At 62.3% G+C, this 17,865-nt stretch carries 15 protein-coding genes; 4 read left to right on the forward strand and 11 right to left on the reverse strand.

Annotated elements, in window-relative coordinates; all coding sequences use genetic code 11:
• Positions 1-309 precede the first annotated feature (309 nt).
• The 4 genes from EP376_RS06275 to EP376_RS06290 are packed head-to-tail and all read right to left on the reverse strand — an operon-like array spanning position 310 to position 4,877.
• A complete protein-coding gene (locus tag EP376_RS06275; RefSeq protein WP_127654647.1) occupies positions 310-1,425 on the reverse strand; it encodes a Gfo/Idh/MocA family protein in 1,116 nt (371 codons plus the stop codon).
• Positions 1,426-1,444: 19 nt separating this feature from the next.
• Positions 1,445-2,953, reverse strand: coding sequence for a sugar ABC transporter ATP-binding protein (locus EP376_RS06280; protein WP_203330930.1), 1,509 nt, complete (start codon positions 2,951-2,953; stop codon positions 1,445-1,447).
• A complete protein-coding gene (locus EP376_RS06285) occupies positions 2,953-3,927 on the reverse strand; it encodes an ABC transporter permease (RefSeq protein ID WP_127654649.1) in 975 nt (324 codons plus the stop codon). The genes EP376_RS06280 and EP376_RS06285 overlap by 1 nt, the downstream gene beginning before the upstream one ends.
• The gene (locus tag EP376_RS06290) at positions 3,924-4,877 is read right to left on the reverse strand and encodes an ABC transporter permease (RefSeq protein ID WP_127654650.1); all 954 of its coding nucleotides are present in this window, start codon (positions 4,875-4,877) and stop codon (positions 3,924-3,926) included. The genes EP376_RS06285 and EP376_RS06290 overlap by 4 nt, the downstream gene beginning before the upstream one ends.
• A 264-nt stretch (positions 4,878-5,141) precedes the next feature.
• On the opposite strand from EP376_RS06290, the gene EP376_RS06295 reads away from it, so the two are divergent.
• Positions 5,142-6,131, forward strand: a complete 990-nt coding sequence (locus EP376_RS06295) for a sugar ABC transporter substrate-binding protein (protein ID WP_127654651.1) — start codon at positions 5,142-5,144, stop codon at positions 6,129-6,131.
• Positions 6,132-6,214: 83 nt separating this feature from the next.
• Entirely contained in the window at positions 6,215-7,255 is a 1,041-nt protein-coding gene (locus EP376_RS06300) for a zinc-dependent alcohol dehydrogenase (RefSeq protein WP_203330860.1), read from the forward strand.
• Positions 7,256-7,261: 6 nt separating this feature from the next.
• Here the strand turns inward: EP376_RS06300 and EP376_RS06305 are convergent, their stop codons facing one another.
• Positions 7,262-8,965: an ABC transporter substrate-binding protein gene (locus EP376_RS06305; protein WP_127654652.1), complete on the reverse strand. Its 1,704-nt coding sequence runs from the start codon at positions 8,963-8,965 to the stop codon at positions 7,262-7,264.
• Positions 8,966-9,124: 159 nt separating this feature from the next.
• Here EP376_RS06305 and EP376_RS06310 point away from each other — a divergent pair, with 159 nt between their 5' ends.
• Entirely contained in the window at positions 9,125-10,726 is a 1,602-nt protein-coding gene (locus EP376_RS06310) for a GMC family oxidoreductase (protein WP_127654653.1), read from the forward strand.
• Positions 10,726-11,733, forward strand: a complete 1,008-nt coding sequence (iolG, locus tag EP376_RS06315) for an inositol 2-dehydrogenase (protein ID WP_238928587.1) — start codon at positions 10,726-10,728, stop codon at positions 11,731-11,733. The genes EP376_RS06310 and iolG overlap by 1 nt, the downstream gene beginning before the upstream one ends.
• A gap of 594 nt (positions 11,734-12,327) precedes the next feature.
• Here the strand turns inward: iolG and EP376_RS06320 are convergent.
• The 6 genes from EP376_RS06320 to EP376_RS23180 all read right to left on the reverse strand — a co-directional run bounded on the left by EP376_RS06320 (position 12,328) and on the right by EP376_RS23180 (position 17,815).
• Positions 12,328-13,029, reverse strand: coding sequence for a VIT1/CCC1 transporter family protein (locus EP376_RS06320; RefSeq protein WP_127654655.1), 702 nt, complete (start codon positions 13,027-13,029; stop codon positions 12,328-12,330).
• 66 nt (positions 13,030-13,095) lie between these two features.
• A complete protein-coding gene (locus EP376_RS06325; protein ID WP_238928588.1) occupies positions 13,096-13,695 on the reverse strand; it encodes a hypothetical protein in 600 nt (199 codons plus the stop codon).
• 5 nt (positions 13,696-13,700) lie between these two features.
• On the reverse strand, positions 13,701-14,681 hold the full coding sequence (locus EP376_RS06330; RefSeq protein WP_127654656.1) for an FAD:protein FMN transferase: 981 nt from the start codon (positions 14,679-14,681) through the stop codon (positions 13,701-13,703).
• Positions 14,662-16,869: a PepSY domain-containing protein gene (locus tag EP376_RS06335; RefSeq protein ID WP_127654657.1), complete on the reverse strand. Its 2,208-nt coding sequence runs from the start codon at positions 16,867-16,869 to the stop codon at positions 14,662-14,664. The genes EP376_RS06330 and EP376_RS06335 overlap by 20 nt, the downstream gene beginning before the upstream one ends.
• 11 nt (positions 16,870-16,880) lie before the next feature.
• The gene (locus tag EP376_RS06340) at positions 16,881-17,351 is read right to left on the reverse strand and encodes a DUF2271 domain-containing protein (RefSeq protein WP_127654658.1); all 471 of its coding nucleotides are present in this window, start codon (positions 17,349-17,351) and stop codon (positions 16,881-16,883) included.
• A gap of 38 nt (positions 17,352-17,389) precedes the next feature.
• Positions 17,390-17,815, reverse strand: coding sequence for a hypothetical protein (locus EP376_RS23180; protein ID WP_127654659.1), 426 nt, complete (start codon positions 17,813-17,815; stop codon positions 17,390-17,392).
• Between the last annotated feature and the right edge of the window lie 50 nt (positions 17,816-17,865).

The following is a 17,865-nucleotide window of genomic DNA, read 5'->3' on the forward strand; positions in this document are numbered from 1 at the left end:
CTTTTGTGGCTCCATAGCCCGGATATGATTGGCGCCTTGCAAGAGCACAACAGATCGAACCGCTGGCGACTCTGAACCCGCCGAGCGACGAGCGGCCGACGACGGAGACGATCATTGGTCTTTTCAAGGCCGAGATCATCCACAGGCCCGAGCCGTGGCCCGCTCTGGCGTGATCGCGTCAAGACCTGCCCGGGCCATGACTGCGACCAGGTCTGACTGGACGAGACCAGGAACGCGCGACAGAACTGTTGCCCGACTCAACGCTGTCGTTTCCGGCACATGCAGCGGCGTGAGAACAGCGCTGAGACCCTATAGGGCAACCCATTGCCGAAGCCTGTGCGACTGTTGCATCGCTTCGACCGTGCGCTGCACTTCATAGGCCTCTCGAAAATCCGGGCTGCAGACAGAGTGGCCTGCATGAGCTGCCAGCAATTCGGCGACTTCGATGACCTTCAGATCGTTGAAACCCAGATGGTGACCGGGAGCCGGACAAAACGCACCATAGGGCGGATGCGCGGGTCCCGCCTCGATCCTGGTATAGCCGCTGCGCCCGGGCGCGCCTCTCCAGAGACGCAATTCGTTCATTCGTTCCTGGGTGAAGGCCAGCGCCCCCCTGGTTCCGGTGATTTCCCACGACAGGTCCATCGTGCGTGCCGTTGCCGCCCAATTCGCCTCGAGGCTCCCGCTGACGCCACTTTCGAACCTGATCAATGCGTGCGTCATGTCATCAACCTCGACCGAGGAGCGCTGATCGGTGTCGGATGACATGGGTCGTGTCGCGTGGACCGTCCGGCAATCTGCCTGAACCTCGGCCAGCGGACCCAGCAAATAGCGTGCCATCGAGATGATGTGACTGCCGATATCCGCCAATGCGCCGCCGCCCTGAGGATCGGTACGAAAGGAATGCGGCACATCGGGGTCGGCCATATAGTTTTCTGCATGGCGTCCGCGGAAGCCGGTGACGTCGCCGATCTCGCCTGCCGCGATGATCTCGCGCGCGAGCTTGACCATCGGGTTTCGCAGGAAGTTGAACCCCACCATCGTGATCACGCCGGCAGCGTCAGCGGCTTCGGTCATCTCAAGCGCCAGCGCGGCCGTGGTCGATAACGGCTTTTCGCAATACACGGTCTTGCCCGCCGCGATCGCCGCATGGGCAATCGGCGCATGCAACACGTTGGGCGCGGTGATGGCCACGATGTCGATCGCGTCATCGGCTACCAGCGTCCGCCAATCTCCGGTGCTGCGGGCAAAACCCAGCGCCTGCGCCGCATGCGCGGCCAGATCGTCATTTGCATCTGCGATCAGTTCCAGTCGAGGCTCAGCCGGCACGTCAAAAAGCCCTGATACCGAGCGAAACGCATTTGCATGGCAGCGGCCCATGAAGCCGGAGCCAACCAGTCCGATGCCAATCTCAGGTTTGCGCATCCTTGTGCCCTCCGCCCGCTCAGGCCGCCGCCGCTTCGCCCTGATGGTGGGATACCGCATCGATCAGGTTTTCCTCGGACATGTTACCCTCTTCGAACGCAGCCACCACGGCACCCTCTGACATGGCAAGGACCCTATGGCTGACGCCTAGAACCTCGGGCATTTCCGAAGAGATGACGATCACCGCCAGGCCTTGTTCCGCCAGTTCGGCGATGAGCTTGTGGATCGCCGATTTCGAGCCCACATCGATACCGCGCGTCGGCTCATCAAGGATGATCAGCTTCGGATCGGCGCAAAGCCATTTTGCAAGCACGAATTTCTGCTGGTTGCCCCCCGACAGCTGCGACACCGCTTGATCCGGTCCGGTGGTCTTGATCGAGAGCGCCGAGCGGTATTTCTCGAACGTGGCCAGTTCCTTGGTGCGATTCATAAGCGACAGTTCCGAGAACAGGCGAAGATGCGGCAGCGAGGTGTTTTCGCGCCCGCCCATCATCAGGACCAACCCTTGTTCCTTTCGGCTTTCCGGCACCAGGGCCATGCCCATGTCAATGGATTGGCGCGGTGTTGGCAGATCGATTTCGCTGCCCTTCCAGAACAGCTTGCCGTCATCGGCCTTACGCACGCCGAAGATCGTTTCAACCACTTCCGAGCGTCCCGCTCCGACAAGGCCATACAGCCCGAGCACCTCGCCTTCGCGGACTGAAAAGCTGACATTGCGGAAATGCCCATGCTTGCTCAGGCCATCGACGCGCAGCACCTCTGCGCCGAATTCGGGTTTCGCCTTGACGAAGAATGAATCCAGCGTCCGCCCGATCATCATGCGCGTAACATGGTTCAGGTCGGTCTCGCCGGTCTCGACGGTGCCCTGCACCTGACCGTCACGCAGCACGGTGATCCGGTCCGTGATGTCGAAGATTTCGTCCATCTTGTGGCTGATATAGACGATCCCCACACCACGTGCCTTAAGCCCGCGAATGGTGTGAAAGAGCTGGTCCTTTTCCGTATCGGTGAGCGATGCGGTAGGTTCGTCAAAGATCACCACATTGGCGCTGAAAGCTTCGGCCCGGGCGATCTCCACCATCTGCTGCATGGCCACCGACAATGTACCCACCCGCACGTCCGGTCCAAATCCGCATCCCAGCGCTTCGAGGGCCGCTGACGCGTTGCGGCGCAATTCCCGTTTCTTCAACACGCCGAAACGATTGGTCGGCCAGGCCCCAAGATAGATATTCTCGGCCACGGAAAGCTCTGGAGACAGGGACAATTCCTGGTGGATCAACAATATCCCCTTTTGCCGCGCGTCCAGAGGTCCGGCCACTTCGGTCGGCACGCCCTGATAGACGATCTGACCGCTGTCAGGTTTGTGCAGCCCGGCCAGCGCCTTCATCAAGGTGGATTTGCCGGCGCCGTTTTCACCGACCAAGGCATGAACTTCACCACGGCGGATATCGAAGCTGACATCGTCCAGAGCCTTGACGCCCGGAAACGTCTTCGTGATGGCTTCGACTTTCAGAATGACGTCGTCCATCATGTGTCCCCCTTGTGGTTCAGCAATTTGTCCAGCACCAGTGCCAGCACCAACACCCCGCCCATGACCATCAGCTCGACATAGTTCGGGGTATTGAGCAGCCGCAGACCGTTGCGCAGCACAGCCAAGGTCAACACGCCACCAATCGTCATCCACATGCTACCGAACCCACCCTGCAGGCGCGTCCCGCCCAGCACCACGGCGATGATGGTCCAGAGTTCCCAGATCTTCCCGGCATTGGGCTCGGCCGTGCCAAGCCGCATGGACAGCAGGATGCCACAGACCGCCGCCAGCGTGCCGCAGATGGTGAAATTGATGATCTTGTGACGCTTGACGTTGATACCCGCATCATGCGCCGCTTCGATATTGTCGCCCACCGCATAGGTTTCGCGCCCGTGCCGTGTGCTCGACAACACCCACTGGAAGAAGAATGCCAGCGCAAAGAACAGCATCGCCGTCAGCGAGATCGGACCAAGGTAGATTTCGGGTATCTCGGTATAGCTGAAATCCGGCACCATCAGCGCGTTCTCGCCGCTATAGACAAAGACAAGACCGCGAATACCGATCAGACCGCCCAGCGTGACGATGAAGGAATGCATCCCCGACAGCGCCACAAGCGTCCCGTTCAAAAAGCCAAGCGCCGCGCCGGACATGAGACCAAGAAACACCGCCGGCCAGACACCCATGTGATCCTGCAACCCGATCGCCAGCGCCGAGGCCAGCGCCAGAATCGCGCCGACAGACAGGTCGATCTCGCCGTCGATCATCACCATGGTCATGCCGATGGCGAGAATGCCGATGAAGGCGCCCTGCGTGAGGATATTGCCGATATTGTTGACGGTCAGGAAATAGGGGCTGGACAGTGAAAAGACGATCACGGTCAGTGCTAGAAACACCCAGATATGGTTGCGCAACAGCAGTCTCAGCAGGCCGGAAAGCGGCGATCCTGCCCGATTGTCGGTGACAACGCTCATGCGAAGATCCTCCCCCGCTTGGCGCCCAGGTCGATCCAGACGGCAATGATGATGACAGCCCATGTGACGAGCCACTGCACGTAGTAGGCAAACCCCAGCAACAGCAGTCCGTTTTGGATGAAACCCAGCATCGAGATGCCGATCACCGTGCGCCAGATGCTGCCGGAGCCGCCCAACAGCGAGGTCCCGCCAAGGATCACGCCGGCCAGCACGGTAAGTTCATAGCCCTGGCCTATCGTGTTCTGAGCGCCCATGACCCGACTGCCCATGATGATGGCCGCGACACCCGTGGTGAGGCCGGACACGACATAGGCCCAAAACACGGTCCAGCGCGCATCGATCCCGGAAAAGATGCTGGCGGTTTCATTGCCACCCACGCCGTAGATCCGCCGGCCGAAAGTCGTGAACTGCAAGACGAAACCGGCAATCACAGCCCCCATCAGGAATACGATCACAGGCACCGGCAAACCCAGAAAATCACCCCGCCCGAACACCTTGAACCAGGTCTCCTGAGCATTGGCTATGTTGACGTTCGAACCACCTGAATAGAACAGCACAAGCCCCTGTAAAAAGGACAACATTGCTAACGTCACGATCAGGGAATTCAGCCCGACGAAGCCCACAAGAAGCCCGTTGAACGCCCCCAAAGCCAACCCGGCCAGCAACGTCATGACGATGGCCAGGAACGGCCCGGCGACGTTGTGCTGATCCACCACGATGACCGTCAGCAATGTCAGCATTGAGCCGACAGAGAGATCCAGCCTCCCGGTCAGCACCACGAAGGTGACCCCCAACGCCATCATGCCGGTGATCGATACCTGCCTGAGCACATCAAGTATGTTGCCCAGGGTCAGAAAGGCGTCCGCATTCACCGCCACGCCACCCAGAAACACCAGGAAGGCCAGCAACAAGCCGTGACGTCGCAATAGGCCGTTAATCGTCTGTCCCATGTAAAGATGTCCTCCCTCCCGCGACGATAGGCAGCGCTCAGGGAGCAAAAAACTACAGTTATATCCAAAATGAATCTTCATGTTGCCCCAGTAGCAGACACATCAAGAAGAACAGACGCGTGGGCAAATTGCCGAAAATCAGATTTGGACATTTAAGCAATTGAGCGGGTCCAGCTTATGCCGAACAGTTTCAGGCAAGCACCCCGCAACGCTGCCAACGGGGCGTGCTCACGGGAGGAACGGCAGCGTCCAGAGGAGGAATTTATGACGACATTCACAACAACACTGACCCTCGCGACCGCGGTCGCTTTCACCGCGGGTCTTGCGAGCGCGCAGGAAGCCCCGGACTGGCTTGGCGGTGACCTTGTCAAGCCGCTGTCCGAGACCCGGATCGGGATTACCGTGCTCTATCCCGGCTCGAATTCCTATCAGGCCATGTATGCAGAAACCGCCGAGGCATATGCAGCCGAGCTGGGCATTCAGGCGACCGTAATGGACCCGCAGGGCGACCCCGCCGTGCAATTCGACCAGATCCAGGACATGGCATCGCAGAATCTCGACGCGCTTGTCGTCTGGCCGACGTCTCAGAACGCGCTGATCCCGGCGATTCGCAATGCGTCGCGTGCAGGCATTCCGGTGATCACGTCCAACTCGCCCATTGGCGAAGCGGGCCGCCGCTACATCGAGAGCCATACCGGCCCTGATGATTGTGCTCTGGCGTCCCAGGCTGCTGATATGCTGGGTGACGCACTCGACGGCGAAGGCAACATCGTGGTTGTCGAAGGCACGCCGGGCTATGCGGTGTCCATCCTGCGCGGCAACTGCTTCCTCGATCGTCTTGCCGACAACTACCCCGACATCAATGTCCTCGGCAGCCAGACCGCCGAGTGGAACCGGGAGAAGGCCCAGACAGTGACCGAAACCTTCCTGACCCAGTTCGGCGACGAGATCGACGGTGTCTATGCATTCGATGATGGCATGGCACTCGGGGTCGTCAGCGCGCTGCAGGGTGCCGGATTCGAGCCGGGCGATGTCAAGGTCGTGAGCTGCAACCAGTTCGGCGAAGGTTGGGACGCAATGCGGGAAGGCTGGATCTCCGGCTCTGGCAAGCAATCCCCGATCGATGATGCGATCCTGGCAATTCAGACCGCGATCCAGGTTGCCAATGGCATCGAGGTTCCGGAGTTGCGTGAAATCGAGCGCGCCAAGATCACGCCCGAGAACGTGGAAGAGTTCGAACGCCCGACCTGGTAATCCAGATGACAGACTTGCGCAGGCCTGCCGTCGGCAAGCCTGCGCTTTTTCGTTTCACCAGGTACCGGGGAAAGGGGGACGAAATGACACAAAAGATGCGGGCAGCGGTTCTGGTCGAGCCGCGAAGATTTGAAATCGATCTGCGCCCGGTTCCCGAGATTCAGCCACATGAGGTCCTTGTGCAAGTCGCGCGCTGCGGCGTTTGTGGAACGGACGCGCATATCTATGATGGCGGGTTCATGGCGCATCGGTTGCCATTGATCCCCGGACATGAATTTTCCGGTCGCGTGGTTCAGGCTGGAACGCAAAGCGGCGTCACCGAGGGTATCCGCGCGGTCGTCGATATCAATGATGGCTGCGGACGCTGCTATTATTGCAGACGCGGTGAATTGATGAATTGCCCCACAATCGAACAGATAGGAATCGACGTTGATGGCGGATTTGCAGAATATGTTCGCGCGCCCGGGCATCTTGTCATCGAGGCGCCGGAAACCACGCCATTCGATGTGCTGGCCCTGACAGAACCGGTTGCCTGTGTCGTGCATACAGCCAGTCGCAGCGGGTTGGATCCGGCGCGTTCGGTCCTGATCATCGGGGCTGGTCCGATCGGAAATCTGCACGTTCAGATGCAGCGACTGTCCGGAGCGGCGCCGATCATCGTTGCCGAAACGTCGTCGGAACGCGCTCGGCTGGCAGAAGCGGCCGGTGCGGATGCGGTCATCAGTCATCCCGAAAAGCTGCTTGAAGTCGTTCATGACATGACAGGCGGACGGGGTGTCGATCTGGCGATCGAAAGCGTTGGTAATACGGCACTCTATCAAGTTGCGCAGAACGCATTGCGCCCCGGCGGTCATCTGGCCGCGTTTGGTCTACCGCCGGAAGGCTCTGAGCTCAGGCTGGATTTGCTGAGCACGGTCTTGCGGGAATACAGCCTGATGGGCAGCGTGGCCGGGCCCGGCGAGGCGATGCACCGGGCGCTTGCCCTTCTGTCTCATCACCGTTTCGAGACGACCGCCTTCACCGCGGCGACCTATCCGCTGGAGGACATCCAAGCTGCGTTCGAGACCCTGCCAGAGCGTCCACAGGATCTGAAGACGCAGATCATCCTGAATGACGGATTGTGAATACCGTCAATATCGTCCCCGCTCACGCATGATCGCGTCGATTCGGTTCTGCGACCGGCCAAGCGCGTCCTCGACGGAAAGCGCCCCTTGGAGCATCATGTAGATCTCGTCGCCGAGGACATTCAGCAATTCACTGAATTCTGGAATCGGCGGGCGCGGCCAGATCTGCAATTCGCCGCGCCGCTCCATTCCGTCGACTTCGCTGATAAGCGACGAACTGGCCTGCACCTCGGGGTCTGCACTTGTGGAAAATCGCGGACTGGTGAGATTGCCGTTCAGCACATACCATTTGAGCATTTCCGGCCGCGTCAGATATTCCATGACCTTCCACGAGGCTTTCTTGCGCTCTGCGCTCAGCCCGGCAGGCATCGCCAGCGAAAATCCCCCGATGGGAGACACGGTGCGCGCCCCCGGACCGTGCGGATGCGGTATGAATTTCACGTTGCCATGGGCCGGAGAATTCTTGTCCAGTTCAAAGGCCGCGGCGCGAATGCTCCAGCCATAAGTCATCGCCGCCTCGCCCCGCGAAAAGATACCGATCCGCCTGTCCCAATTGCAGTTCAGGCTGTCCTTGTGGGAGAATTCGGCCAGTTCCAAAAGGAATTCCGCAGTGTCCCGAGCGGCGTCGGTATCAAGTTGTGGGCGATAATTCTCCTTGTCGATCTCGGACACGTTGAATTCATCGCCCAGCGGATCGAGGTTGATGATCGGCTGGCCGAAATCCGCCAGCGTCTGCATGAACGTATGCGCAACCGGCGTGCCGCGACCGAAGTTCATGACAATCCCCGACATGTTGAAGCCCGAACGGTGCAGCACCCGCGCCGCAAGCAATAGCTCATCCGTGGTCTTCGGGTAGGACAACCCGGCCTCTTCGACGAGGTCGGAACGGCAGAAAAGCAATTCCGCCGTCGGCTGAATGGGCAGGCCGTATTGATTGCCGTTCCACGACGATCCCTTGTAAGCGGCGTTGTGAAAATCCGACGGGTTATACCGCTCGTCGCGCATCACTTCGTCGAGCGGTTCGATGACGCCTTCGGTGGCCAACTGGCCAATCCACGGCAGATCGACCGCCATCAGGTCATATTTGGACATCTGCTGACCGGCATTTCTCATGATCTCGCCATGCAGCTCATCAAGCGGCAGGTTCACGATTTCGATGTTGGTGCCGCACAACTCGTCCAGATTGGACGAAAACTCGCTCAGCGTCTTGAAGGTCGGGTCTATGGGACTGAGAATGCGGAATGTTCGGTCCGCCCCGACACCCTGCCGCATTGCGCTTGGATAAGGCAAGGTGCGGGAGGCCATGTAGTAACCCCCGAAATAGAAATCTCCCATCTCGCCTTCACCGGTGGTGAAACCGAAGGTATTACCCACCATCGCCTTGAGTTGCATGGCAAAACTCTCGAACTCCGCGATCAGCTTGCGCGTCGGATGCAGTGAAAAGGATTTGCCGGTCCGCGACTTGGGACGCTTGTGCAGAAGTCCTTCGTCGATCAGCTCGGTGATGCGCCGCATCGCGGTGCCATAGGGCACGTTCGCCGCCATGGCCGCCGAGGTGACGGTGAGCAGCTTGCCCTCAAGATGCCGACGCATGGCATAGGCGACGATGTTCCAGCGCGGATCCACCGTCGACAGGCGCGTTCTCTCCTCGGATATCTCGCGGTTCGCTTCTACGAAGCTGAGGATCCGCAACAATTCCTCGCGCGTCATCTGAGAACACTCCTGTCATCAGGCGGGGCAGACGGCCCCACGATTTCAGAGCCGGACTGACAAACCAGAAACGATTCGTCCAAATCTGATATTTCCCATGTTCATCGATAAGGTCACGCCATGCAACGCTATCCCACAAGACATGTCGGGGAGGAGACCATGGCGCAATCAGACTACGACTATATCGTGATTGGCGCAGGCTCGGCCGGATGTGCAGTCGCCGGTCGGCTGGCCGAGGCAGGTCAAACCGTTCTGCTGCTGGAAGCCGGCGGCAAGGATCGCAACCCCTTCATCCATATTCCGTTGGGCTATTCGATGCTCTACGCGAACCCATCGGTGAACTGGTGCTACGAAAGCGCCCCGGAACCCCATCTCAACAACCGTCGCCTTTTTCAGCCACGCGGCAAGGTGCTGGGCGGAACCGGGTCGATCAACGGCATGATCTATATGCGCGGCCAGCCGCAGGATTTCGACGGCTGGGAAGAGAGCGGGTGTACCGGCTGGGGCTGGGACGGCGTCCTGCCATACTTCAAATCCTGCGAAGACCAGGAACGCGGCGCCGATGCGTTCCATGGCACGGGAGGCCCTGTTGCGGTGTCGGATATCCGCACCGTTCACGCGCTTGGCGAAGCCTTTCACGCGGCCTCCGAGGCGCTTGGCGTGCCGCGCAATGACGATTTCAACGGCCCGCAGCAGGAGGGCACCGGATACGTCCAGACCACGACCAAGAACGGCCTGCGCTGGAGCACGGCAGCGGGCTATCTTCGTGGCGCCGCGAAACGCAATATCGACCTGACGCTGCATGCCATGGTCGAGCGGATCATGCTCGACGGGCGACATGCAACCGGGGTGCGCTGGACGGATCGGCGCGGCACCCATGAGGCCCGCGCCCGGCGCGAGATCATCCTGAGCGGCGGCACCTTCAACTCTCCGCAGCTTCTGCAATTGTCGGGTATCGGGCCGGGGCCATTGCTGAGGCAGCATGGCATCGAAGTGAAACACGACTTGCCCGGAGTGGGCGAGAATCTTCAGGACCATTTCGGTATCGGGGCCGAGTATCGCTCCACCGTCCACAGCACTGTCAACGACCTGTATAACAACAAGCTCAAGGGCGGTTTGCAGCTCTTGCGGCACCTGATTTCCCGGACCGGACCTTTTGCCGATAATGGCAATTATTCCAATACTTTCATCTGCTCTGGCGAGGAGATCGACCGGCCCGACATGATGGTTACCTTCATGGCGTGGTGCACTGACGAACAGCTTAAGCCGCACCCGTTCTCGGGCTTCACCATTCTTGCCGAACATATGCGCCCCAACTCACGCGGACATGTCAGGATCTCCGGCGCGTCTCCGACGGACCAGCCAGAGATCCAATTCAATTTCTTCGCCAACGAGGCCGACCAGCGCGCCGCCATCGCGGGGCTGAAATTCGGTCGCAAGATCGCGGCGACCGCCCCGATGTCGGATTGTGTGGAGTACGAGCTGTCCCCCGGCAAAGAGGTCCAGTCCGACGCCGAGCTACTGGCCTATTGCCGCGCCAATGGCCTGTCCCTGCTGCACCCGGTCGGCACCTGCAAGATGGGGGTGGGCACCGACGCGGTGGTCGATCCGCGCCTGCGGGTGCGCGGGATAGACGGGTTGCGGGTGGCCGACGCCTCGATCATGCCGCGCATCGTCACGGGCAACACCAATGCCGCCGCTATCATGATCGGCGAAAAGGCCGCCGCGATGATCCTTGAAGACGCGAAGGAGCATGCCTGATGCAGACGCTGGGACTGGCCCTGATGGGCACCGGACGCATGGCGCATGTCTATGGCCCAAAGATCAACGCCCACCCCGGCCTGCGGCTGGAGGTGATCTATAACCCGCGTCTCACGTCGGCCAAGGCGGCGGCCGAGCATTATGGCGGTCGGCCCAAGGACGATCTGGATGCCGTGCTGTCTGACCCTAAGGTTGACGCGGTGGTCATCGCCACGCCCACCGATACCCATGTCGACTATATCGAAGCCGCTGCCCGTGCCGGCAAAGCGATCTACTGCGAGAAGCCCGTCGATCAGTCGCTCGACCGGGTGGACCGCGCGATGATGACGCTGCGTGATCATCCTGTGCCCTTCATGCTGGGGTTCAACCGACGATTTGATCCGGACAATGCAGCGCTACGCGAAGCCGTGACGCGTGGCGAAATCGGCCGGCTGAACATGCTGATGAGCTGGTCCCGCGAGCCCAGCCCCCCGCCGATAGACTATGTCCGCACCTCCGGAGGCTATTTCCTAGATGCGACGATCCACGACATAGACCTTCTGTGCTGGATCGCGGGCGAAAGACCCATCGAGGTCAGCGCCGCCGGATCGTGCATGTTTGACCCGCAGATCGGCGCGGAAGGTGATTTTGACATGACCATGACGACGCTGAAAATGCCCTCCGGCGCGCTTGTGCACATCAACAATTCCCGGAAATGTGCCTATGGCTTCGATCAACGGCTGGAAGCATTTGGTGACGATGGTATGGTTCAGACGATCAACCATCGTGACGACAATCTTCTGCGATGGAACAAGACACGCACCGCCGCCCACGAGCCCCTCAAGCATTTCTTCCTCGAACGCTATGACCAGTCGTTCTACAACGCGCTCGACGAATTTCACCGGGCGGTGACAAGTGGCCGCACACCCCCGGCCACGGCCGAAGACGGCCGAGCAGCTCTCGCCATCGCGCTGGCCTGCACGCAATCTGCAAGAACTGGTCGCGCCGTCGCGCCGGCCGTCGGGTAATCACAATGCCGGATGCGGTCAGACCAATTTGAACCGGTCACCACAAGGACAGTGAAACTGTCAGTGCCCCGCACAAAGATCACGCCACCAGGCGAAGACTGCGGCGCGGTTCTGGTTGACGAAGTCTCGGCCGGAGTGGCTGTGTCTCGTATTGAATTGTTCGAGACGAGGCGTGAATTGCGGCGAATTTCTCCGACGTTCGCATGTGACGGCGGCCAAGCAGGGCTCGCTCCGCCTTCTGGAGGAGTTTCGGTCCCAACGCTCTGTCTCTCGTCTTCGCAACCTCGCCATGGTGATCTGAGGCGCGCCCGTGGTGGCGCCGTCAGTCATCTGTTCAACGCGATGGCACGAGATCCAGGCGGTTTCCAAACTGATGTCGATGACGCGCTCATGCGGCAACTTCCCGACGTGTCTTAACGAGTGCGGGGAACAAACCGATAGCGACATAGCCCGCATGACGATCTCTTGGCTCACATAGAAATATGCGTTGTTCCAGGGACACGCCCCAGCCCCCCTGCCCCGCCACGTCGTCCGCGTCGCGATGATCGCAGAGATCGCTTGGGACGAAGTCACACCATCAACGTGAAGCGAAGGCTATCCCACCGTGACCCCGAACAAGGCCCCGACAGCCGCCGTGGCGCCCATCGCCAACGCGCCCCAGAACGTCACCCTTGCGGCCCCACGCACGACGCCGGCTCCGCCGGCTACCGCGCCAAGTCCACCGAGAACCGCCAGCCCAAGGAACGACGATGCCGCCACCAGAAGGCCAATCCGCGTTTCCGGCACGAGCGCCGCGACGATCAACGGAAGCACCGCGCCCAAGGCAAAAGTCAGGGCCGAGACCAGTGCCGCCTGGATCGGACGCGCCGTCACGGTGTCGGAGATGCCGAGTTCGTCACGCGCATGCGACCCGAGCGCGTCGTGTTCGGTCAACTGGACGGCCACCTTCTCGGCAAGATCGCGTTCGAGCCCCCGGTCGACATAGATCTGCGTCAACTCTTCCAGTTCGGCGTCGGGCGTTTCCGCCAGTTCACGGGTCTCGCGCGCGAGATCGGCCTGCTCGGCGTCCGTCTGCGAGCTGACCGAGACGTATTCGCCTGCCGCCATGGACATCGCCCCGGCCACAAGCCCTGCCAGCCCCGCGATCAAGACCTCGGGCTTTCCGGACCCTGCCGCGGCGACGCCGACCACGAGGCTTGCAGTCGAGACAAGGCCGTCATTGGCGCCCAGCACGGCCGCCCGCAGCCAGCCGATGCGATGCACCATGTGGATTTCTGAATGGGAAAGGCGGTTCATGGCGGTGCTCCTTGCACGATGTCGGCCTGCCCGGAAAAGACAGCCGTTGGTTTCGCAGTGGGCGGTTCATGGGGCGCAATGCGCAGGGCGCGCGGCGCATTCAGGATCACGGCCACGTGGATGACGTCCGGCAGGGGCGCCCCCTGCACCCGGATGAGATAGCCGAAGGCGGCGGCGATCATGACCGCGACCGACAGGCCGGCGGCCCGGGCGGGACGCCACGATGGCTTGCGCCACCGGGTGCGTCGAGGCCTGATCCAGCGATGCCGCGCCGCGCAGGATGTCGTCTTCGCTCATCCGGTCGTGGCCGGTGATCGACACGATCCGAAGTCGACGATCGGTCAGCGTGTCGATCTTGTCGAGGATCAGAGTGCGGATGCGTGCGATGGTTTCCAGCGGCCGCGCGCCCTTGTTCGGCCCACCGAAATGCGCGGCGCGCGACAGACCGGCGACCGGAGCCACTGGCACGACGATATCGAGTCTCACTTCGCCGCAGCGAAGCCCGCGCAGAATGTCGATCCAAAGCGCGGGAACGACGCTAGCGATCCAGATCAGGTTCGCTGCTTCGGGTCGGCCGGAAAAATGGACGGCAAGTCCGGCAACCCAGCCGGTCGCGGCAATCAGTAGGAGTGCGGTCTTGCAGCGCTCGGTCCGGGTTGTCCCCATGCGGCTTATCTCCCCTCCGGTGGGGCGAATGCCGCGGGCTCTTTGGAGAAAAGCCGTCCAACTTTCACCGCCCTCACGCCGACATCATCCTCGCGCAGGAGGAACAGAGCGTCGAGCCCGGTTTCTCTGGCGAGCGCCGCGCCCCTGTCGGGCCCCAGCACCATAAATGCCGTTGCCCAGGCATCGGCCTCGGCACATGAGCGGGCGATGACCGTGACGGAAGCCGGCGACGCGATCAGCGGCGCGCCCCACCTCGGATCCATCGTGTGCGACAGGCGGCGCCCCTGCACCTCTACCCAGTGCCGGTAATCGCCGGAAGTGGCGACCGCCGCGTCCTGAAGCGATAGGATGGAATGCGGCGTCCGCCGCTCGGGGTCCGGCGCCTCGACTGCGATGGTCCAGGCCTCGCCGTCCGGCCGGAGGCCCATCGCGCGCAACTCGCCATCAATCCCGACAAGAGCCTCGGCCAATCCGTGGTCGCGCAAGATTTCGGCCAGCCGATCGACACCGTAGCCTTTTGCGATGCCGTTGAGGTCCAGTGCGATGGGCGCAGTCTTGCGCACAAGGGCGTCGTCGAACTCCAGGACGTCATGCGCCGGGATCCGCGCGACTTTCATCGCGGCGCGGATGCGGTCGGATGTGGCGTGTTCGGATCCGAAACCCCAGGCCGTGACCGCGTCGCCCATGCCGATGTCGAACGCCCCGGCAGAGGCGCGCCCGATTTCAAGCCCGAGGCGAAGAACCTTTCGAAGCCGCTCGGGCACGTCCACCCAGTCGCCCACCGCCGCCGCGTTTAGCCGCATCAGGTCACTGTCAGGTTTCCAGGTCGACATCTGTGCGTCCACCTCGTCCACGGCCGCCTGCAGCGCCTCGCGGATCGGGGCCGTGTCAAAGGCCGGCTCCGCGAAGAACGTGGCCTGCCAGCGCGTGCCCATCGTCGGGCCGTTCAGGGCAACCTTCTCGAGTTCAGTAGACATCTTCGACATACCGTCCCTCCGACTTCAGGGCTGCCGGGGTCAGCTCGGCCAGTGGGAGTATCTCGGCCAGCGCCTCGGCCACGCCAGCCGCCATGTCCCGTCCGCCGCAAACCATCACCCGGGCCCCGTCGCGGAGGAGCTCGGCGACCTGAGAGGCCTCGTCGCGCAGCGCATCCTGAACGTAGTGGGGACGCGCCCCACGCGAGACGGCGGTGACAAGCCGGGTCACACGCCCCTCGTCCTGCCAGCCGGGAAATTCCTCTCCGTAGAAGAAATCGCTGCCCGGATCGCGCATTCCGAAGAACAGGTGGATGGGCCTGCCGCGCGTGTTGCCGCGTACAAAGCCCGCGAGCGGACCGATGCCCGTCCCCGCGCCGATCAGGATCAGCGGGGTGCGGTCCCGGCCCGGTCGGAAACCGGCGTTTCGGCGAAGGAAGGCAGCGACGGTATCGCCCGGCTCCAGCGCTGTCAGCTGGCCCGAGCAAAGGCCGCCGGGGTGCTTCTTGACGACGATCTCGATGAAGCCATCGCGGCGACCGGAGGCGAGCGAATAGAGCCGTGGGAGCGTGCTGCCCTCCGGCACGATGCCGATCAGGTCTCCGGCCCGGAACCGCGCAAACCCTGCGCCCCGCAGACGCTGCCACATCGAGACGCGCGGCAAAGCGAAGCGGAGAATGGAAGTCGGGGCCTGCACCTCGGCGCCGTAGTCGCGCCGCGAGACAAGGGTCAGGCTGTCGATCGCCGGCAGGACCGGCTGGTGCGAAAGCTCAAGGTCAATGCCGAGCGCGTCTCCCAGCGCACGACCCCAACGGGCGAAATCCTGCGGCGATTGACGGTCGATTGTTCCCGGCGTCAGGAGCTCTGGCCAGCCCTTCGCCTGCGCTGCGGCCGCAACATCCTTGGCGAAGGCGCAATAGGCCGGAAAGCTGCGGTCGCCGAAGCCAAGGACGGCCACAGGAATGTCCGGTGTGCGATCGGCCGCGTTCAGCCGGTCGAGAAACCCCTTCGCCGTGGCAGGCGCGGCCCCGTCGCCATAGGTCGCGGCGAGCAGAATGATCCGCCGGGCGTTGATGTAACGCTTGGGCGCGAAGCCCGACATCGGACCGACATGAACGCTCTGCCCAGCCCGCGCGAGCGCGGCGCGAAGCGTGGCGGCAAAGCCCCATGTGCTTCCCCCCTCGCTGCCGACAAGAACGATCGTCTCCGCCCGACCGGCAGGCTGGTTGCCCCGGATGCGCGTCCGCCCGCGCCGCCCTCCAAGCCAGATCAGGACACCGGTTGCGCCCATCGCGGGCACGCCGAGCGCCATCAGCCCCAGCAGGAGACCGAGCACCGCCGCGCCCTGCCCCGTGTGCAGCATGTAGATGGTTTCCGAGACACGCTCCCATCGCGTCAGGTCGGCCCACGCCAGGAGGGTTCCGTCGCCCTGATCGAGATAGCCGGTGCCACGGTCGGTCTTGAGCGTGAACACGTCCGTGGTGTCGCCGGGATAGGGAAAGCTCAGTTCGCGCAACTCGGTGACCGGTGTCTGCTGCAGCGTGGGCATCCGGTCCGGAGCGAAGCCTGTCTCCCCACTGACCTCGGCCGGGAAGCCGGGCGAGGCGCCGCCATCGGGCAAGAGGTCGAAGGTGGAGGCCGTCATCCACAGGGCGGTCGTGGCGGACAGGACAAGACCCGCGACGGCGATCCGGGCGATCTCGACATGGAGCCGCCCGGCGAGCGGACCGTGCAGGCGTGCAAACCAGCGCCGCCAGCCGCCGGTTCGCCGCGCCACGAGCACCGCGCCGGAAAGCGACAGGACCAGCATCGCGGCCGCCCCCGCGGCCATGGCCAAGCGTCCGCCATCCCCGAGAAACAGCGACCGGTGCAGGTTGGTGAGCCAGCGTTCAGTCTGGTTCGGGTCGGCCGAGGCCACACCCTCACCCGACGCCGGGTCGATCACGGCGGCACCCGGGGCGCCCTGATCGAACCAGTAGGCGGTAATCCGACCGGAGGGCGATCGACGGATCTGCTCGACGCCCGGATAGACGGAGTGAATGCGGTCCGCGAGTGTGGCGACGGTTAGCGTTTGATCGGCCTGCGGTGCGGCGATCCGCTCGACCGCAGGGAAAACCGAAAGCGCTGCGCCGCTCAGGGCAAGCAAAGTGACGAGCGCGAGGGCCACAAGACCCGGCCAGCGATGGAGGGAACGGATCATGGCCCCGCCCCTCACATGTCGTATCTGAGGCTGGCGACGTAGCGGCGACCCGCCACCGGTGTGCCAGCGCCATCCGACGTCAGCGGGACCGCCACCTCGTTCGGGCTGTCGCGCATATCCTCGACCGCCGCGTCCACATGAAGCGTGTAGCCCGCATCGAACAGGGCATCAGCCAGGTCGAGCGTGATTTCAAGCGTGCGGCCCGCCCCGACGCTTCCGCCAGTGATGCCGTTGATCTGGCCTTTGTCGCCGCCGGTCGCACGGTACCAGTCGTCGAGATGTTCGTAGTACTTGGACTTTCCGCCGGCCATCCAGAGGCTTCCGACATAGGCGCCCGAAGCATCGGTCACATAAAGCGCGAGATAGGCCCCGTCGCCGCCGTAGTTGTTGAGGGTCGTGGTGAGTGTCACGGGTCGTGCCATTGCGACACCGGGAAGCGTCAGCGCCGTGGTCAGCGCGAGTGTTGCGAGAAGCGATTTCATCAGGTGTTTCCTTGTTCGAAGCGTGGCTTGAGAGCGGTTCAGTTCACCTGAACCTGCGGAGTTGCACCGTTCTCGAAGAGGCCGTTCTGCGGCGGGGCGACCGTTCCGGCCGGTGCCGGATTTCCTGCACCGACCCGACAATCATCATCATCATCATCATCATCATCGTCGTCGTCATCGTCGTCGCAGTCGTCGTCATCATCATCGTCATCGTCGTCGTCATCATCGTCATCGTCGTCATCGTCGTCGTCGTGACCGCGCCTCGACCCGTCCCACCAGCGGTCGTCGTCGTCATCGTCATCATCGCTCACGAGAACGAACGGCATGGTTTGCGAGGCATCATCGAAAAGCCCGATGACGGGCCGAAAGACGTCGGACGGGGATTGCATCGCGCTCAGGGCGGGGACGGCGACTGCGGCGGTCAGCGCCGTAGACGCGGCGAGAAGTGTCAGGGTCTTCTTCATGGCAGGGTCTCCTTTCGTCTGCTGGGATCAATCTGGCGATCCGACCTGAG

Origin of the sequence: Alexandriicola marinus (genome assembly GCF_004000435.1) — a bacterium.
In the GTDB taxonomy this organism is placed as follows: domain Bacteria; phylum Pseudomonadota; class Alphaproteobacteria; order Rhodobacterales; family Rhodobacteraceae; genus Alexandriicola; species Alexandriicola marinus.

Bases quoted from the DNA above. Each gene is read 5' to 3' on its own strand.
- EP376_RS06275 (WP_127654647.1), bottom strand. From the start codon at position 1,425: ATGCGCAAACCTGAGATTGGCATCGGACTGGTTGGCTCCGGCTTCATG.
- EP376_RS06280 (WP_203330930.1), bottom strand. From the start codon at position 2,953: ATGGACGACGTCATTCTGAAAGTCGAAGCCATCACGAAGACGTTTCCG.
- EP376_RS06285 (WP_127654649.1), bottom strand. From the start codon at position 3,927: ATGAGCGTTGTCACCGACAATCGGGCAGGATCGCCGCTTTCCGGCCTG.
- EP376_RS06290 (WP_127654650.1), bottom strand. From the start codon at position 4,877: ATGGGACAGACGATTAACGGCCTATTGCGACGTCACGGCTTGTTGCTG.
- EP376_RS06295 (WP_127654651.1), top strand. From the start codon at position 5,142: ATGACGACATTCACAACAACACTGACCCTCGCGACCGCGGTCGCTTTC.
- EP376_RS06300 (WP_203330860.1), top strand. From the start codon at position 6,215: ATGACACAAAAGATGCGGGCAGCGGTTCTGGTCGAGCCGCGAAGATTT.
- EP376_RS06305 (WP_127654652.1), bottom strand. From the start codon at position 8,965: ATGACGCGCGAGGAATTGTTGCGGATCCTCAGCTTCGTAGAAGCGAAC.
- EP376_RS06310 (WP_127654653.1), top strand. From the start codon at position 9,125: ATGGCGCAATCAGACTACGACTATATCGTGATTGGCGCAGGCTCGGCC.
- iolG (WP_238928587.1), top strand. From the start codon at position 10,726: ATGCAGACGCTGGGACTGGCCCTGATGGGCACCGGACGCATGGCGCAT.
- EP376_RS06320 (WP_127654655.1), bottom strand. From the start codon at position 13,029: ATGAACCGCCTTTCCCATTCAGAAATCCACATGGTGCATCGCATCGGC.
- EP376_RS06325 (WP_238928588.1), bottom strand. From the start codon at position 13,695: ATGGGGACAACCCGGACCGAGCGCTGCAAGACCGCACTCCTACTGATT.
- EP376_RS06330 (WP_127654656.1), bottom strand. From the start codon at position 14,681: ATGTCGAAGATGTCTACTGAACTCGAGAAGGTTGCCCTGAACGGCCCG.
- EP376_RS06335 (WP_127654657.1), bottom strand. From the start codon at position 16,869: ATGATCCGTTCCCTCCATCGCTGGCCGGGTCTTGTGGCCCTCGCGCTC.
- EP376_RS06340 (WP_127654658.1), bottom strand. From the start codon at position 17,351: ATGAAATCGCTTCTCGCAACACTCGCGCTGACCACGGCGCTGACGCTT.
- EP376_RS23180 (WP_127654659.1), bottom strand. From the start codon at position 17,815: ATGAAGAAGACCCTGACACTTCTCGCCGCGTCTACGGCGCTGACCGCC.